Genomic DNA, 19975 nt, shown 5'->3' on the forward strand with positions numbered 1-19975 from the left:
CCTCCTGCGCGAGGGGCCGCTTCAATGAGGCCCCTTCCATGTCCAACTAGTGAACTCTAAGCTGAGCCGTTCGGGTCCCCTCCCGTCAAGAGGTTGAACCGCATCCGGGTGTCCGGCACACCTAGGGCCTGTCCGGCGGATCCTGTCGCGGACGCGAGGGGATCCGCCCGACAGGCCCTGGCCGCACACACGCGCGCATGCCGCCCCCGTTCGTACGGGAGCGGCATGCGCGGCGGTCGGGAGCGCTACTTCAGGGCGCCCGCCGTGAGCCCTTGGACCACCTGGCGCTGGAAGATGATGTACGCGGCCAGGACCGGCAGCATCGCCATCACCAGGCCCGCGAACAGGCCCGACCAGTCGCCCTTGTAGCCCTGGCTGACCGCCAGCTGCACCAGGCCCTGGGTGAGGACGTGCTTGTCCGGGTCCGTGTTCAGCACGGTCGGCAGCATGTACTGGTTCCACTGCCCCAGGAAGTTGAAGATCCCCACGCTGATCAGGCCCGGCTTGGCCATCGGCAGCATGACCTGGAAGAACGTCCGGGTGTGCGAGGCCCCGTCCACGAACGCGGCCTCCGCCACCGAACTGGGCAGGGTGCGGAAGAACCCGGTCAGGAAGAACACCGTGAAGGGCAGCGAATAGGCGATGTAGACCAGGATCAGCCCGTGGATGGTGTTCAGCATCCCCATGTTGTCCACCACGTAGAACAACGGGACCAGCGCGAGCATGATCGGGAAGCTCATGCCGGCGATGAACAAGTAATAGATGAACCGGTTGCCCGGGAATTCGAACCGGGCCAGTACATAGGCCGCCATGGAACCCAGCACCAGAGTGCCGACGAGCGAGCCGCCCACCACCATGACGGTGTTGAGGAAGTAGTCGCTCATGTGGGCTTGGGACCAGGCCCGCGACCAGTTGTCGAAGTTCAGCTTGTCGGGGAGCGACCAGGGCGAGCCGAAGATGGAGGCGTCGTCCTTGAAGGAGGTCATCACCGCCCACACCAGCGGCATGCCGACCATGATCGCCCAGATGACGAGCACGCCGTGGGAGAAGACGTTGAGGGTGGTGCCCTCCTTCTTCCCCTTGCGGGGCCCGCTGGGCGGTGCGTCGCCCTTGCGGACGGGCGCGCCGGACTCGGCCGGTACGGGGGCGGGGGTCTCGGTCGTCTTCATCTGATCAGTACTCCAGCCGCTCGCGCCGGCCCAGCCGCATCACGACGGCCGCGAAGGCCAGCGTGACGACGAGCAGGGCGACGCCGATGGTGGTGGCGTAGGCGGCCTGACCGTCCCGGAACGCCTTCTGGTACACGTACAGGACCATCACGGTGGTCGAGTAGTCGGGTCCGCCGGGCCCGGTCGTCATGATCTGCACGACCGCGAACGACTCGGCCCCGAGCGCGAGGATGCCCATGTAGACCCAGCCGGACTGCACGGTGTCCCACAGCAGCGGCAGGGTGACCTTGAAGAAGGTGGTGGCGCGGTTGGCCCCGTCCAGCAGCGCGGCCTCGTACAGCTCCGCCGGGATGGAGGCCATGCCCGCGGAGAAGAGGACCACGAAGAAGCCGACGGTGGACCAGACGAGCACCGCCATCACGCACCACAGGGCGATGTTCGGGTCACCGAGCCACAGCGGCTGGACGGAGTCCAGGCCGATGCCGCGCAGCAGGGAGTTGATCGCGCCGCTGTCCGGGTTGTACGCGAACTGGAACAGCAGGGCGACGATCGCGATGGAGAGCACCTGCGGGAAGAAGTAGACGATCTTGTAGAAGCCCGAGCCGCGGACCCCCGTGATCGCCGGGCCGCCCCGGCGGCGGCGTCCGCCCACATTGATCATGAAGGCGAAGAACAGCGCCAGGCCGAGGGTGACCAGCGGCACCAGCAGGGCGAACATCACGCTGTGCTGCAACGACTTCCAGAAGATGTCGTCGTCGAGCATCCGCGAGTAGTTGTCGAAGCCGACCATCGAGAACTCGGGACTCAGGCCCGTCCAGTCCGTGAACGAGTAGTAGATGGACTGGATGAACGGCCAGATGACGAAAAGCGCGTACAGCCCCAGGGGAACCGCCAGGAACCCCACGATGAACCGGTACTTGCCGTGCTGCATTGCTACCGACCCCGATCTGCGCGCGGGTGGCGCCGCCAGGGCCCGCCCGGCGCGGTGGCGCCGGACAGGCCCTGGTGACGCGTCCTCACTGGTGCTTGTAGTGCTTGATCGACGAGTCCTTGGCGGCGTCGTCGGCGTAGCCCTGGATCTTCTTGATGGTCTCGGCCGGGGTCAGCCGGCCGGCCATCATCTCGCCCAGGCAGGAGACGCCGATCTTCTCCTTCTGGAGCTGCACGTACCAGTCCTGCATACGCGGGTTCACCACGTTCTCGCCGGCCAGTTCCAGCGCCGCGACGCCGGACTTGAGACCCGGGGTCAGCTCGATGCCGTCGGTGCCGCCGTTGTAGGCGCTCAGCGACTTCACCTTGCTGGTGAAGTTCTTCGAGGAGGCCTCGCTCAGCATGATGCGCAGCTGCTCCATGCCGCCGGCACCGTTGGCCGCCTTCGCCGGGACGATGAAGGGCTCGCCGCCGGAGGCCCACATGGTGCCGAAGGGCATCTTGTCGGAGTCGTCGATGCCGGGCGGGGCGGAGACGGCGAGCCCGAAGTCGGCGGGGATGACCTTGGCCGACTCGTTCTCCACCCAGGAGCCGTTGGGGATGAACAGGGCGTCGCCCTTGGCCCAGGCGGTCTGCGACTGGATGTGGTCCAGGCCCGGGGTGCCCTTGAGGATGTAGCCCTTCTTGTACAGCTCGTACCAGGCCTCGAAGACCGTCTTGACCGCCGGGTGCTTCCAGGCGTTCGGCTCCAGGTTGTCGATGGCGTTCAGTACCTCGACGCCGCCGACCTTGGCGATCATCGGGGACATCGAGAAGGGGATGTAGTACGGGTACTTGCCCGCGTACGTCCAGCCGGCCATGCCCTTCTTCTTGGCCTTCTCGCAGACCGCGAGCATCTCGTCCCAGGTCTTCGGGTACTCCGCGTCGAGGGAGTCCAGGGCCTTCTGCGAGTACCAGTTGCCGTACACCGTGTAGGCGTAGTACAGGATCCAGACCGGGTCCCCGTCGAACTGGCCCATCTCCACGATGCCGGGGCGCAGCGTGTCGCGGACCTTCTTGTTCGGGTCGTCGTAGGACGGGGCGTCCAGCAGCGGGGTGAGGTCGGCGAGCTGCTTCTTGCCGACCAGGACGCCCATGTCCATCTGCTCGGCGCCGGAGTTGTCGACGAGGTCGGGCGGGTTGCCGCCGTTGAAGCGCGGCTGCAGGGTGGACTGGATCTTCTGGGTGGCGGAGAACTTCACCGTGGCCTTCGGGAAGGCCTTCTCGTACAGCTTCACGGCGTCCTCGGCGTACTCCTTGCCGAAGCCTCCGTCGAAGAGGACGAACTCCATCTGGGCGCTGTCGTTGACCGCGAGCGGGTTCTCGGCGGTCTTCTTGCCCGCCTCGGCCTTCTCCTGGTCGTCCCCGCCGCCGCTCGCGCAGGCGGAGAGGAAGCTCATGGTCGGTACGGAGATCAGGCCGAGCGCGGCGGAACGCTTGATCAGATCGCGGCGGCCGACGCCTTTACCGTTGTTCTCGGCGGAAGTGGATCCCATGCTCAAGTCCTCGCCTTCTCCAGGACTCAGGCGGTGAACCGGATCCTCCCCGGCACCGCGATCGGGTCACGCTGGGTCGTGCAGGAAGTGCTGTTCGGACGCTTGGGAGGTCCCGAATTCGCGATTCCCCCCTGAACCCCCAATGGCCGACAGGTATAGTCCACTTCCCGCCAGCTGAGCAAGATCGAATGCAAGGTTGGCGGTACGTCTTTTCCGAGTTGAGACCTCCCGGAAATATGAGTGGCCCGTGTGCCACTTGCCGGAAGAATCCCCGGCATAAGCCCCGAACGCCACATCCAACACCCTTGACATCACATGCCACTTGACCCCTACTGGTCCTTGCGCAGTTGAGTTGACAACGTTGTCCCCAGCGCAGGGAGGGTGGCCAGGGCATGCAGTACAGAGTTCGGCACAGATGGGGTCCGGCGGTCGTGATGACGACCGCCCTCGCTTTGGCGGTGGGTTCGCAGGGTGCGGCGGTCGCGCTGCCCGCCGCGCCCGCCAAGACCGACCGGGAGTTCGCTTCGTCGTTCGAGGCGGACGACCCGGTTCCGGACTGGCTCAGCACCGTGGACACGGGCCCGGACGGCAGCAAGCGGTCCGCGGGCGTGGACGGCGGCTACAGCACCGGCATACCGGGCAACGTGACCGACCACGTCACCGATGTGCGGGCCAGCGCCGAGAACACGGGCGGCGGGGAGGTGAAGGAGAACCTCGTCGACGGCGGACCCGGCACCAAGTGGCTGACCTTCGAGAAGACCGGCTGGGTCGAGTTCGACCTGGACGAACCGGCGAAGATCGCCAAATACGCGCTCACCTCGGCCAACGACCACGACGAACGCGACCCGGTGGACTGGACGCTGAAGGGCTCGGCGGACGGCGAGAACTGGCAGACGCTGGACACCCGCTCCGGGGAGTCCTTCGACGAGCGGTTCCAGACGAAGACGTACGACCTCGCCGAGGCCGCCGAGTTCCGGCACTTCCGGCTGGAGATCACCAAGAACAACGGCGCCGGCGACGCGCTCCAGCTCGCCGATGTCCAGCTGGCCACCGCCGCCACCGACACCCCCGTCCCCGAGGACATGCTCTCCCTCGTCGACCGCGGCCCGAGCGGCTCGCCGACCGCGAAGGCGGGCGCCGGCTTCACCGGCAAGCGGGCCCTCAAGTACGCCGGCCGGCACACCGCGGACGGCCGGGCCTACTCGTACAACAAGGTCTTCGACGTCGACGTGAAGGTCGACCGCCGCACGGAGCTGTCGTACAAGGTCTTCCCGTCGATGGCGGACGGCGACCTCGACTACGACGCCACGAACGTCTCCGTCGACCTCGCCTTCACCGACGGCACCTACCTGAGCGACCTCAAGGCGACGGACCAGCACGGCTTCCCGCTGACGCCGCGCGGCCAGGGCGACGCCAAGATCCTCTACGTCAACCAGTGGAACAGCGTGAGGTCGGGGATCGGGTCGGTCGCGGCCGGCAAGACCGTCGACCGGATCCTGGTGGCGTACGACTCCCCCAAGGGCCCGGCGAAGTTCCGCGGCTGGCTGGACGACGTGGCCATCGAGCGCGCGAAGCCGGAGCGGCCGAAGGCCCACCTCTCCGACTACGCGCTGACCACCCGGGGCACCAACTCCAGCGGCAGCTTCTCCCGCGGCAACAACTTCCCCGCGACCGCCGTACCGCACGGCTTCAACTTCTGGACGCCGGTGACCAACGCCGGTTCGCTGAGCTGGCTGTACGACTACGCGCGCGGCAACAACGCGGACAACCTGCCGACGCTCCAGGCGCTCGGCGCCAGCCACGAGCCGAGCCCGTGGATGGGCGACCGGCAGACCTTCCAGGTGATGCCGTCCGCCGCCTCCGGCACCCCGGACACCGGCCGCGAGGAACGCGAGCTGGCCTTCCGGCACGAGAACGAGACCGCCCGGCCGTACTACTACGGCGTACGGTTCGAGAACGGCCTGAAGGCCGAGATGGCGCCGACCGACCACGCCGCGATGATGCGCTTCACCTACCCCGGTGACGACGCGAGCGTGATCTTCGACAACGTCGAGGACAAGGCCGGCCTGACCCTGGACAAGGAGAACGGCACCTTCAGCGGCTACTCGGACGTCAAGTCCGGGCTGTCCACGGGCGCCACCCGCCTCTTCGTCCACGGCGAGTTCGACTCCGAGGTCACCGGCGGCGACTCCAGCGGCGTCAAGGGCCACCTGCGCTTCGACGCGGGCAAGGACCGCACCGTGACCCTGCGCATCGCGACCTCGCTGATCAGCGTCGACCAGGCGAAGGACAACCTGCGCCAGGAGATCCCGAAGCGCGCCTCCTTCGACAAGGTCAAGCGCGACGCCCAGAAGCAGTGGGACAAGATCCTCGGCAAGGTCGAGGTCGAGGGCGCCACGCAGGACCAGCTGACCACCCTGTACTCCAGCCTCTACCGGCTCTACCTCTACCCGAACGCGGGCCACGAGAAGGTGGACGGAAAGTACAAGTACGCCTCCCCGTTCTCCAAGGCGGTCAAGGAGGACACCCCGACGGAGACCGGCGCCAAGATCGTCGACGGCAAGGTCTACGTCAACAACGGCTTCTGGGACACGTACCGGACCACCTGGCCCGCGTACTCCTTCCTGACCCCGTCCAAGGCCGGTGAGCTGGTCGACGGCTTCGTGCAGCACTACAAGGACGGCGGCTGGACCTCGCGCTGGTCCTCCCCCGGCTACGCGGACCTGATGACCGGCACCTCCTCCGACGTGGCGTTCGCCGACGCCTACGTCAAGGGCGTCGACTTCGACGCGAAGGCGGCGTACGACGCGGCCGTCAAGAACGCCACCGTCGTGCCCCCGTCCTCGGGCGTGGGCCGCAAGGGCATGGCGACCTCGCCGTTCCTCGGCTACACCAGCACCGAGACGCACGAGGGCATGTCGTGGGCGCTGGAGGGCTACCTCAACGACTACGGCATCGCCAGGATGGGCGAGAAGCTCTACAAGGAGACGGGCCAGAAGCGCTACAAGGAGGAGTCGGCGTACTTCCTCAACCGCGCCCAGGACTACGTCAACATGTTCGACTCCAAGGCCGGCTTCTTCCAGGGCAAGGACCTGGCGGGCGACTGGCGCGTGGACTCCGAGAAGTACGACCCGCGCGTGTGGGGCTACGACTACACGGAGACCAACGGCTGGGGCTACGCCTTCACCGCCCCGCAGGACAGCCGGGGCCTGGCCAACCTGTACGGCGGCCGGGACGGTCTCGGCGACAAGCTCGACGAGTACCTCGCCACCCCGGAGACGGCCTCCCCGGAGTTCAAGGGCTCCTACGGCGGTGTCATCCACGAGATGACCGAGGCGCGGGACGTCCGCATGGGCATGTACGGGCACTCCAACCAGGTCGCCCACCACGCCCTGTACATGTACGACGCGGCCGGGCAGCCCCACAAGACGCAGAAGAACGTCCGCGAGGTGCTCTCCCGCCTGTACACGGGCAGCGACATCGGGCAGGGCTACCACGGTGACGAGGACAACGGCGAGCAGTCGGCCTGGTTCCTCTTCTCCGCCCTCGGCTTCTACCCGCTGGTGATGGGCAGCGGCGAGTACGCCATCGGCTCCCCGCTGTTCACCAAGGCGACCGTCGAGCTGGAGAACGGCCGCAAGCTGGTCGTCAAGGCACCGAAGAACAGCACGAAGAACATCTACGTGCAGGGCCTGAAGGTCAACGGCAAGCGCTGGAACTCGACTTCGCTCCCCCACTCGCTGATCGCGAAGGGCGGCGTCCTGGAGTTCGACATGGGCTCGAAGCCCTCCTCGTGGGGCACCGGCAAGAACGCGGCACCGGTGTCGATCACCAAGGACGACGAGGTGCCGACCCCGCGCGCGGACGCCGTCGAGGGCGAGGGCGCCCTGTTCGACGACACGTCGGCGACCGAGGCGGCCGTGACGTCGGTGGACCTGCCGGTGTCGGAGAAGGGCGCCAAGGCCCTCCAGTACACGCTGACATCGCCGGCGGACGGCGCGAAGGCCCCGGCGGGCTGGAAGCTCCAGGGTTCGGCCGACGGCACGACCTGGCGGACGCTGGACGAGCGCTCGGGCGAGTCCTTCGCCTGGGACCGGCAGACCCGGGCGTTCTCGGTGAAGTCGCCGGGGACGTACGCGAAGTACCGGCTGATTCTCGACGGTGAGCACACGCTGGCGGAGGTGGAGTTGCTGGCGTGAGGGTGAGTGTGACCGTGGGATGACGGTGCGGGGTACGCCGGGTGACCGGCGTACCCCGCAAAAGGTTGTACGGCCCATCGTTGCGCTTGCGTACCTGTTCTGTACCGCTCCTGTCCCCCGGCGTAAATCTGATTGACGTGTGAACGTCATGTGTAAGGATCACGGAGTATCCCGGATCATGCCGGGCCGTGGCGGCCCGCGATCCGTTCCGGATGCCTCAACGCATCGTCAACTGGAGGACACACGTGGCCAAAAGCTCTGGCCTGAACACGCGTCGCGCCCTGGCGCGTGCCACGGCTGCGGCGCTCACCGCCGCCCTGGTGGTTACCGGTGCGGGCAGCGCCGTCGCCGCCGACGGACCGGGAGGCACCGCTTCCCGGCCGCAGATCGACGTGAAGCCCTCGGGCGCCGAGAAGTACGGCGCCACCGCCCTGCCGGGCGACGCCCCGATCAACCCGCTGTTCGGTGTGGACGGCGACGGTGAACTGTGGAGCTACGACCCGGACTTCGAGGGCGGGCTCGACGCGCGCTGGAACGCGGGCTGGGGCTGGGCGACCGCCCGCGCGATGACGCAGGCCGACCACGACGGCGACGGTTGGTCGGACGCCATCTGGCACGTCACGAGCAGTGGCCAGCTCTACCACCTGCGGTGGGACAGCGAGGAGCACCAGTTCATCGGCAACGGCTGGAAGATCTACAACCAGCTCTTCTCGCCGGCGAACGTCGGCGGCGCCGGCGCGGACGACCTGCTCGCCCGTGACAGCTCCGGCGTGCTGTGGCTGTACCTCGGCTACGGCAACGGCGAGCTGACCCAGCGCTACAGGGTCGGCGGTGGGTGGAACGCCTACACCCACATCACCGGCAAGGGCGACCTCACCGGTGACGGCAAGGCCGACATCGTCGCCAAGGACAAGTCGGGCGTCCTGTGGCTGTACAAGGGCACCGGCAACTACAAGGCGCCGTTCACGTCCCGCTCCCGGATCGGTGGGGGCTGGAACGCGTACAACAACATCGTGTCCGTCGGCGACATCGACATCGACGGCATCACGGACCTGGTCGCGCGCGAGAAGAACGGCGCGCTGTACCTGTACAAGGGCACCGGCAACGCCGCGTCCCCGTACAAGTCCCGTGTGAAGATCGGCAGCGGCGGCTGGAACACGTACCGCCTGCTGTTCTGAGAGGCGGGCAAGAGTGAGGGCCGCGCCCCCGGTGACCCGGGGGTGCGGCCCTCAACCGTTGTGCGTCTCCGCCTACTTGCGGATCAGGCTGCGCAGCACGTACTGCAGGATGCCGCCGTTGCGGTAGTAGTCCGCCTCACCAGGGGTGTCGATGCGGACGACCGCGTCGAACTCGACACCGGTGTCGGTGGTGACCTTCACCGTGCGCGGGGTGGTGCCGTCGTTCAGCTCGGTGACGCCGGAGACGGAGAAGGCCTCCTCGCCGGTCAGGCCGAGGGAGCCGGCCGTCTGGCCCTCCGGGAACTGGAGCGGCAGGACGCCCATGCCGATGAGGTTCGAGCGGTGGATGCGCTCGTAGGACTCGGCGATGACGGCCTTGACGCCGAGGAGCGCGGTGCCCTTGGCCGCCCAGTCGCGGGACGAGCCGGAGCCGTACTCCTTGCCGGCCAGGACGACGAGCGGGATGTTCTGCTCGATGTAGTTGCGGGAGGCGTCGTAGATGAACGACACCGGACCGCCGTCCTGGGTGAAGTCGCGGGTGTAGCCGCCCTCGGTGCCCGGCGCGATCTGGTTGCGCAGGCGGATGTTGGCGAACGTGCCGCGGATCATGATCTCGTGGTTGCCGCGGCGCGAGCCGTAGCTGTTGAAGTCGCGGCGCTCGACGCCGTGCTCCGTCAGGTACTTGCCGGCCGGGGTGTCGGCCTTGATCGCACCGGCCGGGGAGATGTGGTCGGTGGTGACCGAGTCGCCCAGCTTGGCCAGCACCCGGGCGCCGGAGATGTCCTCGACCGGGGCCGGGTCCATCTGCATGCCCTCGAAGTACGGGGGCTTGCGCACGTAGGTGGACTCGCTGTCCCACTCGAACGTGTCGCCGGTCGGGATCGACAGCGCCTGCCACTGGGCGTCGCCCGCGAAGACGTCGCTGTAGGACTTGGAGAACATGTCCTCGCCGATGGTGTTGGCGACGACGTCGTTGACCTCGGCCTCGGTCGGCCAGATGTCCTTCAGGTACACCGGGTTGCCGTCCTGGTCGGCACCCAGGGCGTCCTTGGTGATGTCGACCTTCATGGAGCCCGCGAGGGCGTAGGCGACGACCAGCGGCGGGGACGCCAGGTAGTTCATCTTGACGTCGGGGTTGATCCGGCCCTCGAAGTTGCGGTTGCCGGAGAGCACCGAGGTGACGGCGAGGTCGTGGTCGTTGACGGCCTTGGAGACCTCGTCCGGCAGCGGGCCGGAGTTGCCGATGCAGGTGGTGCAGCCGTAGCCGACGAGGTTGAAGCCGACCTTGTCGAGGTACGGGGTCAGGCCCGCCTTCTCGAAGTAGTCGGTGACGACCTTGGAGCCCGGGGCGAGGGTGGTCTTGACCCACGGCTTGCGGGTCAGGCCCTTCTCGACCGCCTTCTTGGCCACCAGGGCGGCGGCGACCATGACGTAAGGGTTGGAGGTGTTGGTGCAGGAGGTGATGGCCGCGACCGTCACCGCACCGTGGTCCAGCTCGTAGGTGGTGCCGTCGGGGGCGGTGACCGGGACCGGGTTGGACGGCACGCCGTTGGTGACGGCCGGGGCGTCGGAGGCCGGGAAGGACTCCTGGCCCGCCTCGTCCACGCTGTCGACGTAGTTGCGGACGTCCTGCTTGAACTGCTCGGCGGCGTTCGCGAGGACGATGCGGTCCTGCGGGCGCTTCGGGCCGGCGATGGAGGGGACGACCGTGGAGAGGTCGAGCTCCAGCTTCTCGGAGAAGTCCGGCTCGGCCTTCGGGTCCAGCCAGAGGCCCTGCTGCTTGGCGTACGCCTCGACGAGGGCGACCTGCTGGTCGCTGCGGCCGGTCAGGCGCATGTAGTTCAGCGTCTCGTCGTCGATCGGGAAGATCGCGGCGGTGGAGCCGAACTCCGGCGACATGTTGCCGATGGTGGCGCGGTTGGCCAGCGACGTGGCGGCGACGCCCTCACCGTAGAACTCGACGAACTTGCCGACGACGCCGTGCTTGCGCAGCATCTCGGTGATCGTGAGGACCAGGTCGGTGGCGGTGGTGCCGGGGGTGAGCTCGCCGGTCAGCTTGAAGCCGACGACGCGCGGGATCAGCATGGAGACCGGCTGGCCGAGCATCGCGGCCTCGGCCTCGATGCCGCCGACGCCCCAGCCGAGGACGCCGAGGCCGTTGACCATGGTGGTGTGCGAGTCGGTGCCGACCAGGGTGTCCGGGTAGGCCTTGCCGTCACGGGTCATGACGACGCGGGCCAGGTGCTCGATGTTCACCTGGTGGACGATGCCGGTGCCCGGCGGGACGACCTTGAACTCGTCGAAGGCGGTCTGGCCCCAGCGCAGGAACTGGTAGCGCTCCTTGTTGCGGCCGTACTCCAGGTCGACGTTCTGCTTGAAGGCGTCGTTGGTGCCGAACTTGTCGGCGATGACGGAGTGGTCGATGACCAGCTCGGCCGGCGCCAGCGGGTTGATCTTCGCCGCGTCGCCGCCCAGCTCCTTGACGGCCTCGCGCATGGTGGCGAGGTCGACGACACAGGGCACGCCGGTGAAGTCCTGCATGATCACGCGGGCCGGCGTGAACTGGATCTCCTGCGACGGCTGGGCCTGCGAGTCCCAGCCGCCGAGGGCGCGGATGTGGTCGGCGGTGATGTTCGCGCCGTCCTCGGTGCGGAGGAGGTTCTCCAGCAGCACCTTCAGGCTGTAGGGAAGGCGCGCGGAGCCCTCGACCTTGTCCAGCCGGAAGATCTCGTAAGACTCGTCGCCCACCTGCAGTGTGCTGCGGGCGTCGAAGCTGTTCGCCGACACGACAGTCTCCTTCATTTATGTGCGCGTACCACCGCATCCTGCCGCCACGCCGCCCTGGCCGATCCGCTAAGGTTGGGCTAAGTTAGGTAACCCTTACCACCAGGCCCGATAGCGGCGTGCGACTGCGGTGCGCCTCGGCAGATATCTCGATGTCGAGATAACTCTAGTACATGGGGGCGAGCTGGTCATGCCCGGGCGCGGTGTGGCGTACGCCCCACCCCGCACCCACCCCGAGTGACCCGCACGGCCATCACTACGCAGAACGGGGGTATCCGACTTGCGCCGGGAACATCCCGGCACGACTCGGAAGGAGGCACGATGCCCCTCACGTTCCGCAAGAGCTTCCGGATCCTCCCCGGAGTACGACTGAACATCAACAAACGTTCCTGGTCCATCACGACCGGCGGCAGGAACGGCCCGCGCCACACCCGCAGCAGCACAGGACGTCGTACGACATCGATGGATTTGCCCGGACCTTTCGGATGGCGGCGCACCCGCTCGACCAGGCATCATTGAGACGCCGTTGACGGCCCGTCACTCCAACGGACCCCCCGAGAGGTGCCATCTCATATCTGAGATAGCCTCAACCTCATGGCAGACGACTACCTCGTACGCATCGGCAAGCTCATCCGTGACGCCCGGCAGCACCGCGGCTGGACGCAGTCACAGCTTGCCGAGGCGCTCGGCACAAGTCAGAGCGCCGTCAACCGCATCGAGCGCGGCAACCAGAACATCAGCCTTGAGATGATCGCCCGCATCGGCGAAGCGCTGGACAGCGAAATCGTCTCTCTCGGCTACGCGGGCCCGATGCACCTGCGGGTGGTCGGCGGCCGGCACCTCTCCGGCGCCATCGACGTCAAGACCAGCAAGAACGCCTGCGTGGCCCTGCTGTGCGCCTCGCTGCTCAACAAGGGGCGCACGGTGCTGCGCCGGGTCGCCCGCATCGAGGAGGTCTACCGCCTCCTGGAGGTGCTGAACTCCATCGGCGTACGCACCCGCTGGATCAACGACGGCACCGACCTGGAGATCGTGCCGCCGGCCGAGCTGGACATGGAGGCCATCGACGCCGAGGCCGCCGTCCGCACCCGCTCCATCATCATGTTCCTCGGCCCGCTGCTGCACCGCATGGACCGCTTCCGGCTGCCCTACGCCGGCGGCTGCGACCTCGGCACCCGCACCATCGAGCCGCACATGATCGCGCTGCGCCGCTTCGGCCTGGACGTCGCCGCGACCGAGGGCCACTACCACGCGATGGTCGACCGCACCGTCCGCCCGGACCGCCCGATCGTGCTGACCGAACGGGGCGACACGGTCACCGAGAACGCCCTCCTGGCCGCCGCCCGCCACGACGGCGTCACCGTCATCCGCAACGCCTCCTCCAACTACATGGTCCAGGACCTGTGCTTCTTCCTGGAGGCTCTCGGCGTCCGCATCGAAGGCATCGGCACCACCACCCTCACCGTGCACGGCATGCCGGTCATCGACGCCGACGTGGACTACTCCCCCTCCGAGGACCCGGTCGAGGCGATGAGCCTGCTGGCCGCCGCCGTGGTGACGGAGTCGGAGCTGACGGTCCGCCGCGTCCCCATCGAGTTCCTGGAGATCGAGCTGGCGGTCCTGGAGGAGATGGGCCTCGACCACGACCGCACGCCGGAGTACTTCGCCGACAACGGCCGTACGCGCCTGGTGGACCTGACCGTCCGGCCGTCGAAGCTGGAGGCGCCGATCGACAAGATCCACCCGATGCCCTTCCCCGGCCTCAACATCGACAACGTCCCCTTCTTCGCGGCCATCGCGGCCTCGGCCCAGGGTCAGACCCTCATCCACGACTGGGTCTACGACAACCGCGCCATCTACCTCACCGACCTCAACCGCCTCGGCGGCCGCCTCCAACTCCTGGACCCCCACCGCGTCCTGGTCGAGGGCCCCACCCGCTGGCGCGCCGCCGAGATGATGTGCCCGCCCGCCCTGCGCCCCGCCGTCGTCGTCCTCCTGGCGATGATGGCCGCCGAGGGCACGTCGGTACTGCGCAACGTGTACGTCATCAACCGCGGGTACGAGGACCTGGCCGAGCGGCTGAACTCGATCGGGGCGCAGATCGAGATCTTCCGGGACATCTGAAAGCCGCCAGAATCAACGCCGTTAAGCCCCTCCTGACCTGCACTTATGCGAGCTAGGAGGGGATTCGGCTTCGCCTGTGGGACTTCTCAGGGACTTTTGGGTCGTGGATGGTCGGCAGGCACTGGAGGCCGTCGACCATGCGCATGAGCCCGTCGGTGTCCTCGGCGAAGCAAAAGGCGGGAAGCGGGATCTGGCAAGAGCACGGACTCGATGAGCCGGGACTTCTGCCTGGGTTTCCACACCCGGCCGCGCTGGAGGTCCGGGGCCAGCTCCAGCGATCCGTCCTCGATCATGTCCAGGGCGTTGCGCAGCGAGAACTGCTTGGTGTTGACCCGGATCTGCTCCGGGTTCCACGGCCTGTCGATCTCCGGCGGCGCGTCCTCGGCCTCGGTCTCCGCCTCGACTCCGGTGCCCGTGTCGAGGAAGTGCTCCTCCGTGATCTCCGGCGGCTGGGGGGGTGTCCGGCCTCCCTTGTCCGGGCCGGACCGAGGATCCGTCCGCCTACCTCGCGCCCTCACTCGCCACCCACCACCGTGTCCCCCGTCGAACGGCAGCGACGTGATCCGCGATGCGGGGAAATGGGCGTGAGCGAGGGGGCCGACGCCGTGCAGAACGTCGACGTACGCCGACGCCACGGCGGCGCCTGTCAGCAGGTCCGTCGCCTCGTCGAGGGTCACGTGCTCCGCCGGCCACCGACACTCACCCCGGCTCACCTGGAACAGCCGGAACACCGGAAACAGCCACTGCACGTCTCGGTCGGGCTTGATTGAATCTGGAGCGGGCCCTACTTGTGGGCGGACACCCGGTGAGCCGGACGGTGCGGATGCCCGCCTGGCGGATCCTGTCGGGCGAGACCGCGCTGGCACAGCTGTTCGACTGAGCCGCGTGCAGGGCCGGGCCAGGTCCCTCGGAGCCTGCCGACGGCCCGCTCAACCGCCGGACAGGCTCCGTACGGCCGTAAGGGGCGTGGTGGCACCTCTGGGACTTTTGTGGAACGCACGGGGTGCGACGCAGACGGGGCCGGAGGGACGTGTCGTCCCTCCGGCCCCGCCGTGCTGCCTGGGCCCCGCCGGCCTCCGCGCGGGACCGGTTGTCCCGGGGGCTCAGGCGGTCGGTGGGTCCGCCGGTCAGTAGGCGGAGTCGACGTTGTCCATGGAGCCGTACTTGTCGGCCGCGTAGTTGCAGGCGGCGACGATGTTGGCGACCGGGTCGGTGATGGAGTCCTTCGTGCCCTTGACGTGGTAGGCGTCGAAGGTGGGCTGGATCGTCTGGAGCAGGCCCTTCGAGGGGATGCCGTTCTGGGCGTTGACGTCCCAGTTGTTCTGCGCGTGCGGGTTGCCGGACGACTCGCGCATGATGTTGCGGTGCAGGCCCTCGTAGGTGCCCGGGATGTTCTTGGCGTCCATGACGTCCAGGGCGGTGCGGATCCAGCCGTCGAGGTCATCGCCGTGCTTCTTCTCGCCGGCCTTGACGATGGCCTTGATCTTGTCGGTCTGGGCCTGGGTCTGCGCGGTGGATGCCTTGGCCGGCTCGGCGGCGTGTGCCGGGCTCGGGGCGAGGGTGAGGGTGACGGCGGCGGCACCAGCGGCGGCGAGGGAGGCCACGGCGGACTTGCGGAAGTTGGGGCGGCGCATGATGGCGTGCACGGGTGTACCTCTCCATTCGGGAACGTGATGGGGAGGCCGACGGGGGGTCGGCGACGCGGTGTCCGCGTTGGACGCGGCTTCACGTCATCAGGGCCGGTGTCTGGATCACGGACGGGCTCTTCCCGTCCGGTCCCGGCGCTCGGCTCCCCGGTACGCCGAACACACTGCGGAACGCTCCGGCGCCGCGACAAGTGTGTGACCTACTACGCCGCTTCGCAGACCGGCCGCGTGACTCGCCCGGACGGCCGGGCGAGCGGCCGTCGGGCGTCTACTAACCCGGGCCCCGTGTGACGTGAGCCCTGTGCGCGCCCTCACAGAGCCGGTCACTCTGCCTCACCTCTCGTCACTCCGCGGAGTCAGGCGTCTCACTCGACGAAACGGCGCAGTCACCCTTCGGGGTCGTCAGGAAGGCCGGCGTCCCGGTACGGGGCGAGGTGGTGCACGAGGACGCGCGTGACGAGGGTGGTCAGTCGGTACGCGCAGAATTCCGCGCCCGCCGCGGCCGGGGGACGCGCCTCAGCGGGACCGCGTGCCGAGGTCCGTGAGCAGGTCGTTCAGCACCGTTTCCTCCTCGGCCCGGACACCGCACTCGGCGAGAGCGACGGCCAGGGCCGGGTCCCCCGGGGGGGGCGGCGGGCGGGCTCTTCAGGGAGGGCCGGGGCCTTCAGGGCCGGGACCTCGGCCAGTGTGGTCACCGGCTGCCCGGTATTCCGGCGCCGTGTACCGCCACGGCCGCCAGGGGACGCTTCGCGCCAGTGGCGTGGCGCTGCGGACCCCGCCCCAGTCGAAATCACCGTGGTAGAGGAGGCGGGCCGTGGGACTTCTCTGGGACTTTGCGCCCGAGTCGGAACGCAACTCGGGCCGCCGCCCCGGTAGGCAGTGGCCCGAGTCGTACATGCCCGCGAACAGCTGACCAGGCTGTACGCCGGCCCAGCCCGCGGCGAGCTCGCGGACCGGGCCGGCATGGGCGTGGGCGCCCGGGGCCGTCGAGCAGGGTGGCTGGGTCAGTCGGTCATGTTGCCCATCTTCCAGACGGTCATGGACTTGATGACGCTGCCGTCGCCGAAGAGGCGCAGGCCGAGGGAGTCCTGGCGGAAGGGGTAGGCGCGGGTGGTGACGGACTTGTGGTCGTTCGCGTACGCCTCGACCATCGAGCGGTCGACGAACACGTCGAGCGTCAGGGTGCCGTTGGAGAGCGCCAGCGGGCCCTTGTGGATGCCGAAACCGGGTTCGGCGCTGGAGTTGTTCCCGGAGCGTGTCCGGTCGACGCCCAGCTGCCCTGCGGGAGCGTCGTAGAAGATGCGGGTCCGTTCTTCGTCTCCGGGGCTGCGGAGTACGTCGAGTCCGAAGGTGTCGGCGGTGCCGCGTTCCATCGTCAGCTTGATGTGGAGCATGTCCCCCTTGATGCCTGCCAGGCGGGTGTTGGCGTCGGTGAGAGAGGTCGGGGCGCTGATGTCCAGGAGCGGTTCGCCGGTGTGGAGTCGGGAGACCTCCTCCACGGGGTGGAATCCGAGGTCGCCGTCGGGCCGCATGGACACTTCGATGGGCAGGCCCGCATTGTGGGCCCAGCCGGCGTCGTAGTGGGCGCGTTCGGTGCGCCGGTCCTGGGCGATGCTGAAGACGAGGGAACGGCCCTTGTCGTCCACCGTTCCGCTGGGTCCGGTGAAGTGGTCGCCGTAGTCCATGAGCCGGGGTTCGGTGGTGTCGGGGGTCCAGCGGCGGGCCTGGGCGTCCCAGGTACCGACCCAGTAGTAGACGTACTTGCTGCTGTACTCGCCGGGGCCGGCGGGGAAGGCCGGGTTGATGAGCAGGGCCCGGCGTTCGCGGCCCTGGGCGTCCTTTCCGATGGGCAGGAAGGTGGGCAGCTCCCAGACCTGGCCGGTCTTGGGGTGGGCCGCCACGTCACCGGTCATCAGGGGGCCCGAGTAGGTCCAGTCGGTGAGGTTCTTGGAGGTGTAGAGGAGGGCGGTGCCGCCGATGTCCTTGCCGTCGGTGGTCTGGACGCCGGAACCCATCAGCTGGAACCAGGTGTCTCCCTCCTTCCAGACGAAGGGGTCGCGGAAGTCGCCGAAGCGGACCTTGCGTCCGGCACCGACGTCCAGGTCGGCGGTCTGGCTGGTGACGAGGGTGGGGTGCATCTTCCACTCGACCAGGTCGCTGTCGCCGGAGTCGACGGGGCGGGCGAGCCCGGTCGCCTGGTTGGGGCGCTGGGAGTCGTTGCCGGCGGTGAACAGCAGGACGGGCACGCCGTTCTCGTCGTAGGCGGCGTCACCGGACCAGACCCCGTCGGGGGCCACGCTGTCCTCGGTGGGCGCGAGGGCGACGGGCAGGTCGCGCCAGTGGACGAGATCCTCGCTCACCGCATGCCCCCAGGCGATGTTGTGCCAGTAGGGACCGTGGGAGTTGTGCTGGTAGAAGAGGTGGTACTTGCCCTTGTACTGGATGGGGGCGTGGGGTTCGTTCATCCAGTGGTTCGGGGCGGTGAAGTGGTAGCCCGGGCGGTAGCGGTCACCGTCGTACCGGGAGCGGTCCATCTCCATCTGGGCCTCGGGAGTGGTGCCGCCCCCGAAGGTCTGTACGTCCTTCTGGTGGCCGGCCGTGACCGCCGTGGGGGTGAGGGCGCTGTTGTGAATCTTCACCTCGTCGATGAGTCCGTTGAACATGTTGACGGCGAAGGTGCCGTTGATGATGGCGGGCTGGTTGTGACGGCCGATGATCAGGGGAACGTCGGCCTTGGCCAACCGCGCGTTGGACGGGACGGCGGTCTGGGCGACCTGCTCGCCGTTGAGGAAGAGCCTGATCGCGCCCTCGCTCGGAGCGAACACGGCGGACAGGTGGGCCCACTTGCCCGCGGCCAGGGCCGCAGGCTTCGGGACCGTCACCTCGTGCCACGCGTCGCCGGTTCCGATGCCGAACTGCCACCTGCCGTGCCGGCCGACACCGAGGGAGAAGCCCCGCTTGGCCGCCTTGTCCTGTTGGTTGACGACGGCGGACGGTTTGCCGTCGTCTCCCCACTCGAACGCGCGCGGCGCGACCCACGCCTCGACCGTCAGGCCGTCGGTGGGCAACTGCGTCTGCGCAGCGGCGCGGGTGACCCAGGTGGAGTAGCCGTCGAACAGCAGGGCGCCGGAGAGTACGCCGTCGGCTTCGTTCTTCGGGCGCCAGAGCGGGTCGCTGTCGGGCTTGTACTGCGCGTCGTTGAAGACGTAGCTGATGGGGTCGGCGGCCTTGCTGACCTTCTCCCTGGTCGTGGTGCCCTTCCCCTCGCTGAAGTCCCAGTGGGCGGCGAGTCCCCGCTGAGAGGGATCGGGTGCGGGGTCGGTGCCGACGCGGACGTCGTCGAGGTTGATGTGGCCCCAGCCGCCGGTGGCCTTGTCCACGACGGTGACGCGCAGCTGCTCACCGAGGTGCTCGCGGGCGTCCCAGGTGACGCGGCGGTACGCCTCGTCGTCGGTCCCCGTGGCCTTGTGCAGCACGGTTCCGTCGAGGGTCGTCAGGGCCGCGTACAGGTCGTTCTCATTGCGGCCGCCGGAAACCAGGGTGCTGACCATGCCGGTACCGGTCAGAGTGAACGGCTCGGACGTCACCGTCCCGGTGGGGGCGTCGCTGCCGGCGGCGAACCCCCACAGGTGGCGGGTGCCCGCGTGGTTGAAGCAGCAGCCCCAGCCCCAGCCGGTCTTGTCCGTGACGGCACCGTTGAACGCGGTTCCGGTGGTGGTCCAGCCCTTGAGGTCGCCGGTCTCGAAGCTGGGGTTCGACAAGGTTGCCGCGGTGGGTGCCGGGTCGGTGCCGACGCGGACGTCGTCGAGGTTGATGTGGCCCCAGCCGCCGGTCGCCTTGTCCACGACGGTGACGCGCAGCTGCTCGCCGAGGTGCCCCCGGGCGTCCCAGGTGACGCGGCGGTACGCCTCGTCGTCGGTTCCAGTGGCCTTGTGCAGCACGGTTCCGTCGAGGGTCGTCAGGGCCGCGTAGAGGTCGTTCTCGTCACGGCCGCCGGAGACGAGGACGCTGACCATGCCGGTACCGGTCAGGGTGAACGGCTCTGACGTCACCGTGCCGGTGGCGGCGTCGCCGCCCGCGGTGAATCCCCACAGGTGGTAGGAGCCTTGCTGGTTGAAGCAGCAGCCCCAGCCCCAGCCCGGGTCGTCGGTGACCGCTCCGGTGAAGGCGGTTCCGGTGGTGGTCCAGCCGCTGAGGTCGCCGGACTCGAAGTCGGGGTTCGACAGGCTGGTCTCGGCCGCGTCGGCGGTCTGCGTCATCAGGGGTGATGTCAGGCCCAGGCATATCGCGAGTGCGAGCAGCAGACGCACCAGACTGTGTCCGGTCGCGGCTCTCGATGGTGCACGGGTTCGCATGGGAACCTCCGTCGGTGTGGGGTTGGATTGAGCGGGCGGAGCAGGACGCCGGCCC

At 68.3% G+C, this 19975-nt stretch carries 12 protein-coding genes; 4 read left to right on the forward strand and 8 right to left on the reverse strand.

The features are described from left to right. Positions 1–245: 245 nt before the first annotated feature. The 3 genes from RI578_RS08700 to ngcE all read right to left on the reverse strand — a co-directional run bounded on the left by RI578_RS08700 (position 246) and on the right by ngcE (position 3634). Positions 246–1169: a carbohydrate ABC transporter permease gene (locus tag RI578_RS08700; RefSeq protein ID WP_310870566.1), complete on the reverse strand. Its 924-nt coding sequence runs from the start codon at positions 1167–1169 to the stop codon at positions 246–248. Positions 1170–1173: 4 nt separating this feature from the next. Beyond that, complete coding sequence (locus RI578_RS08705; RefSeq protein WP_310870567.1) at positions 1174–2100, reverse strand: sugar ABC transporter permease; 927 nt, start codon at positions 2098–2100, stop codon at positions 1174–1176. An 85-nt stretch (positions 2101–2185) separates the two neighbouring features. Further along, positions 2186–3634: an N-acetylglucosamine/diacetylchitobiose ABC transporter substrate-binding protein gene (gene ngcE / locus RI578_RS08710; protein WP_310870568.1), complete on the reverse strand. Its 1449-nt coding sequence runs from the start codon at positions 3632–3634 to the stop codon at positions 2186–2188. Between the two features lie 392 nt (positions 3635–4026). On the opposite strand from ngcE, the gene RI578_RS08715 reads away from it, so the two are divergent. Further along, complete coding sequence (locus RI578_RS08715; RefSeq protein WP_310870569.1) at positions 4027–7833, forward strand: GH92 family glycosyl hydrolase; 3807 nt, start codon at positions 4027–4029, stop codon at positions 7831–7833. A gap of 245 nt (positions 7834–8078) precedes the next feature. After that, positions 8079–9011 carry a VCBS repeat-containing protein gene (locus RI578_RS08720; protein WP_310870570.1) on the forward strand — a complete coding sequence of 311 codons (933 nt, stop codon included), beginning with the start codon at positions 8079–8081 and terminating at the stop codon, positions 9009–9011. A gap of 72 nt (positions 9012–9083) precedes the next feature. On the opposite strand, the gene acnA is transcribed toward RI578_RS08720, so the two are convergent. Next, positions 9084–11798: an aconitate hydratase AcnA gene (acnA, locus tag RI578_RS08725; RefSeq protein ID WP_310870571.1), complete on the reverse strand. Its 2715-nt coding sequence runs from the start codon at positions 11796–11798 to the stop codon at positions 9084–9086. Positions 11799–12116: 318 nt separating this feature from the next. On the opposite strand from acnA, the gene RI578_RS08730 reads away from it, so the two are divergent. Both RI578_RS08730 and RI578_RS08735 read left to right on the forward strand, forming a co-directional pair. Next, the gene (locus RI578_RS08730) at positions 12117–12314 is read left to right on the forward strand and encodes a DUF4236 domain-containing protein (RefSeq protein WP_079160105.1); all 198 of its coding nucleotides are present in this window, start codon (positions 12117–12119) and stop codon (positions 12312–12314) included. A 75-nt stretch (positions 12315–12389) separates the two neighbouring features. Beyond that, the gene (locus RI578_RS08735) at positions 12390–13919 is read left to right on the forward strand and encodes a UDP-N-acetylglucosamine 1-carboxyvinyltransferase (RefSeq protein ID WP_310870572.1); all 1530 of its coding nucleotides are present in this window, start codon (positions 12390–12392) and stop codon (positions 13917–13919) included. An 86-nt stretch (positions 13920–14005) separates the two neighbouring features. On the opposite strand, the gene RI578_RS08740 is transcribed toward RI578_RS08735, so the two are convergent. From RI578_RS08740 to RI578_RS08755, 4 genes are all read right to left on the reverse strand, one after another. Next, positions 14006–14596: a DUF262 domain-containing protein gene (locus RI578_RS08740; protein ID WP_310870573.1), complete on the reverse strand. Its 591-nt coding sequence runs from the start codon at positions 14594–14596 to the stop codon at positions 14006–14008. Positions 14597–15046: 450 nt separating this feature from the next. Beyond that, the gene (locus tag RI578_RS08745) at positions 15047–15565 is read right to left on the reverse strand and encodes a transglycosylase SLT domain-containing protein (protein ID WP_310870574.1); all 519 of its coding nucleotides are present in this window, start codon (positions 15563–15565) and stop codon (positions 15047–15049) included. Between the two features lie 645 nt (positions 15566–16210). Then, positions 16211–16462, reverse strand: a complete 252-nt coding sequence (locus RI578_RS08750; RefSeq protein ID WP_310870575.1) for a DUF2399 domain-containing protein — start codon at positions 16460–16462, stop codon at positions 16211–16213. A 107-nt stretch (positions 16463–16569) separates the two neighbouring features. After that, positions 16570–19824 (reverse strand): GH32 C-terminal domain-containing protein, encoded by a 3255-nt coding sequence (locus RI578_RS08755; RefSeq protein WP_310870576.1) that lies wholly within the window; start codon positions 19822–19824, stop codon positions 16570–16572. Between the last annotated feature and the right edge of the window lie 151 nt (positions 19825–19975).

Origin of the sequence: Streptomyces sp. BB1-1-1 (assembly GCF_031597775.1) — a bacterium.
Lineage (GTDB): Bacteria > Actinomycetota > Actinomycetes > Streptomycetales > Streptomycetaceae > Streptomyces > Streptomyces thinghirensis.

Excerpts from the sequence above, each read along its gene's own strand:
- RI578_RS08700 (WP_310870566.1), bottom strand. The coding sequence starts at position 1,169 with ATGAAGACGACCGAGACCCCCGCCCCCGTACCGGCCGAGTCCGGCGCG.
- RI578_RS08705 (WP_310870567.1), bottom strand. The coding sequence starts at position 2,100 with ATGCAGCACGGCAAGTACCGGTTCATCGTGGGGTTCCTGGCGGTTCCC.
- ngcE (WP_310870568.1), bottom strand. The coding sequence starts at position 3,634 with ATGGGATCCACTTCCGCCGAGAACAACGGTAAAGGCGTCGGCCGCCGC.
- RI578_RS08715 (WP_310870569.1), top strand. The coding sequence starts at position 4,027 with ATGCAGTACAGAGTTCGGCACAGATGGGGTCCGGCGGTCGTGATGACG.
- RI578_RS08730 (WP_079160105.1), top strand. The coding sequence starts at position 12,117 with ATGCCCCTCACGTTCCGCAAGAGCTTCCGGATCCTCCCCGGAGTACGA.
- RI578_RS08735 (WP_310870572.1), top strand. The coding sequence starts at position 12,390 with ATGGCAGACGACTACCTCGTACGCATCGGCAAGCTCATCCGTGACGCC.
- RI578_RS08750 (WP_310870575.1), bottom strand. The coding sequence starts at position 16,462 with ATGTACGACTCGGGCCACTGCCTACCGGGGCGGCGGCCCGAGTTGCGT.
- RI578_RS08755 (WP_310870576.1), bottom strand. The coding sequence starts at position 19,824 with ATGACGCAGACCGCCGACGCGGCCGAGACCAGCCTGTCGAACCCCGAC.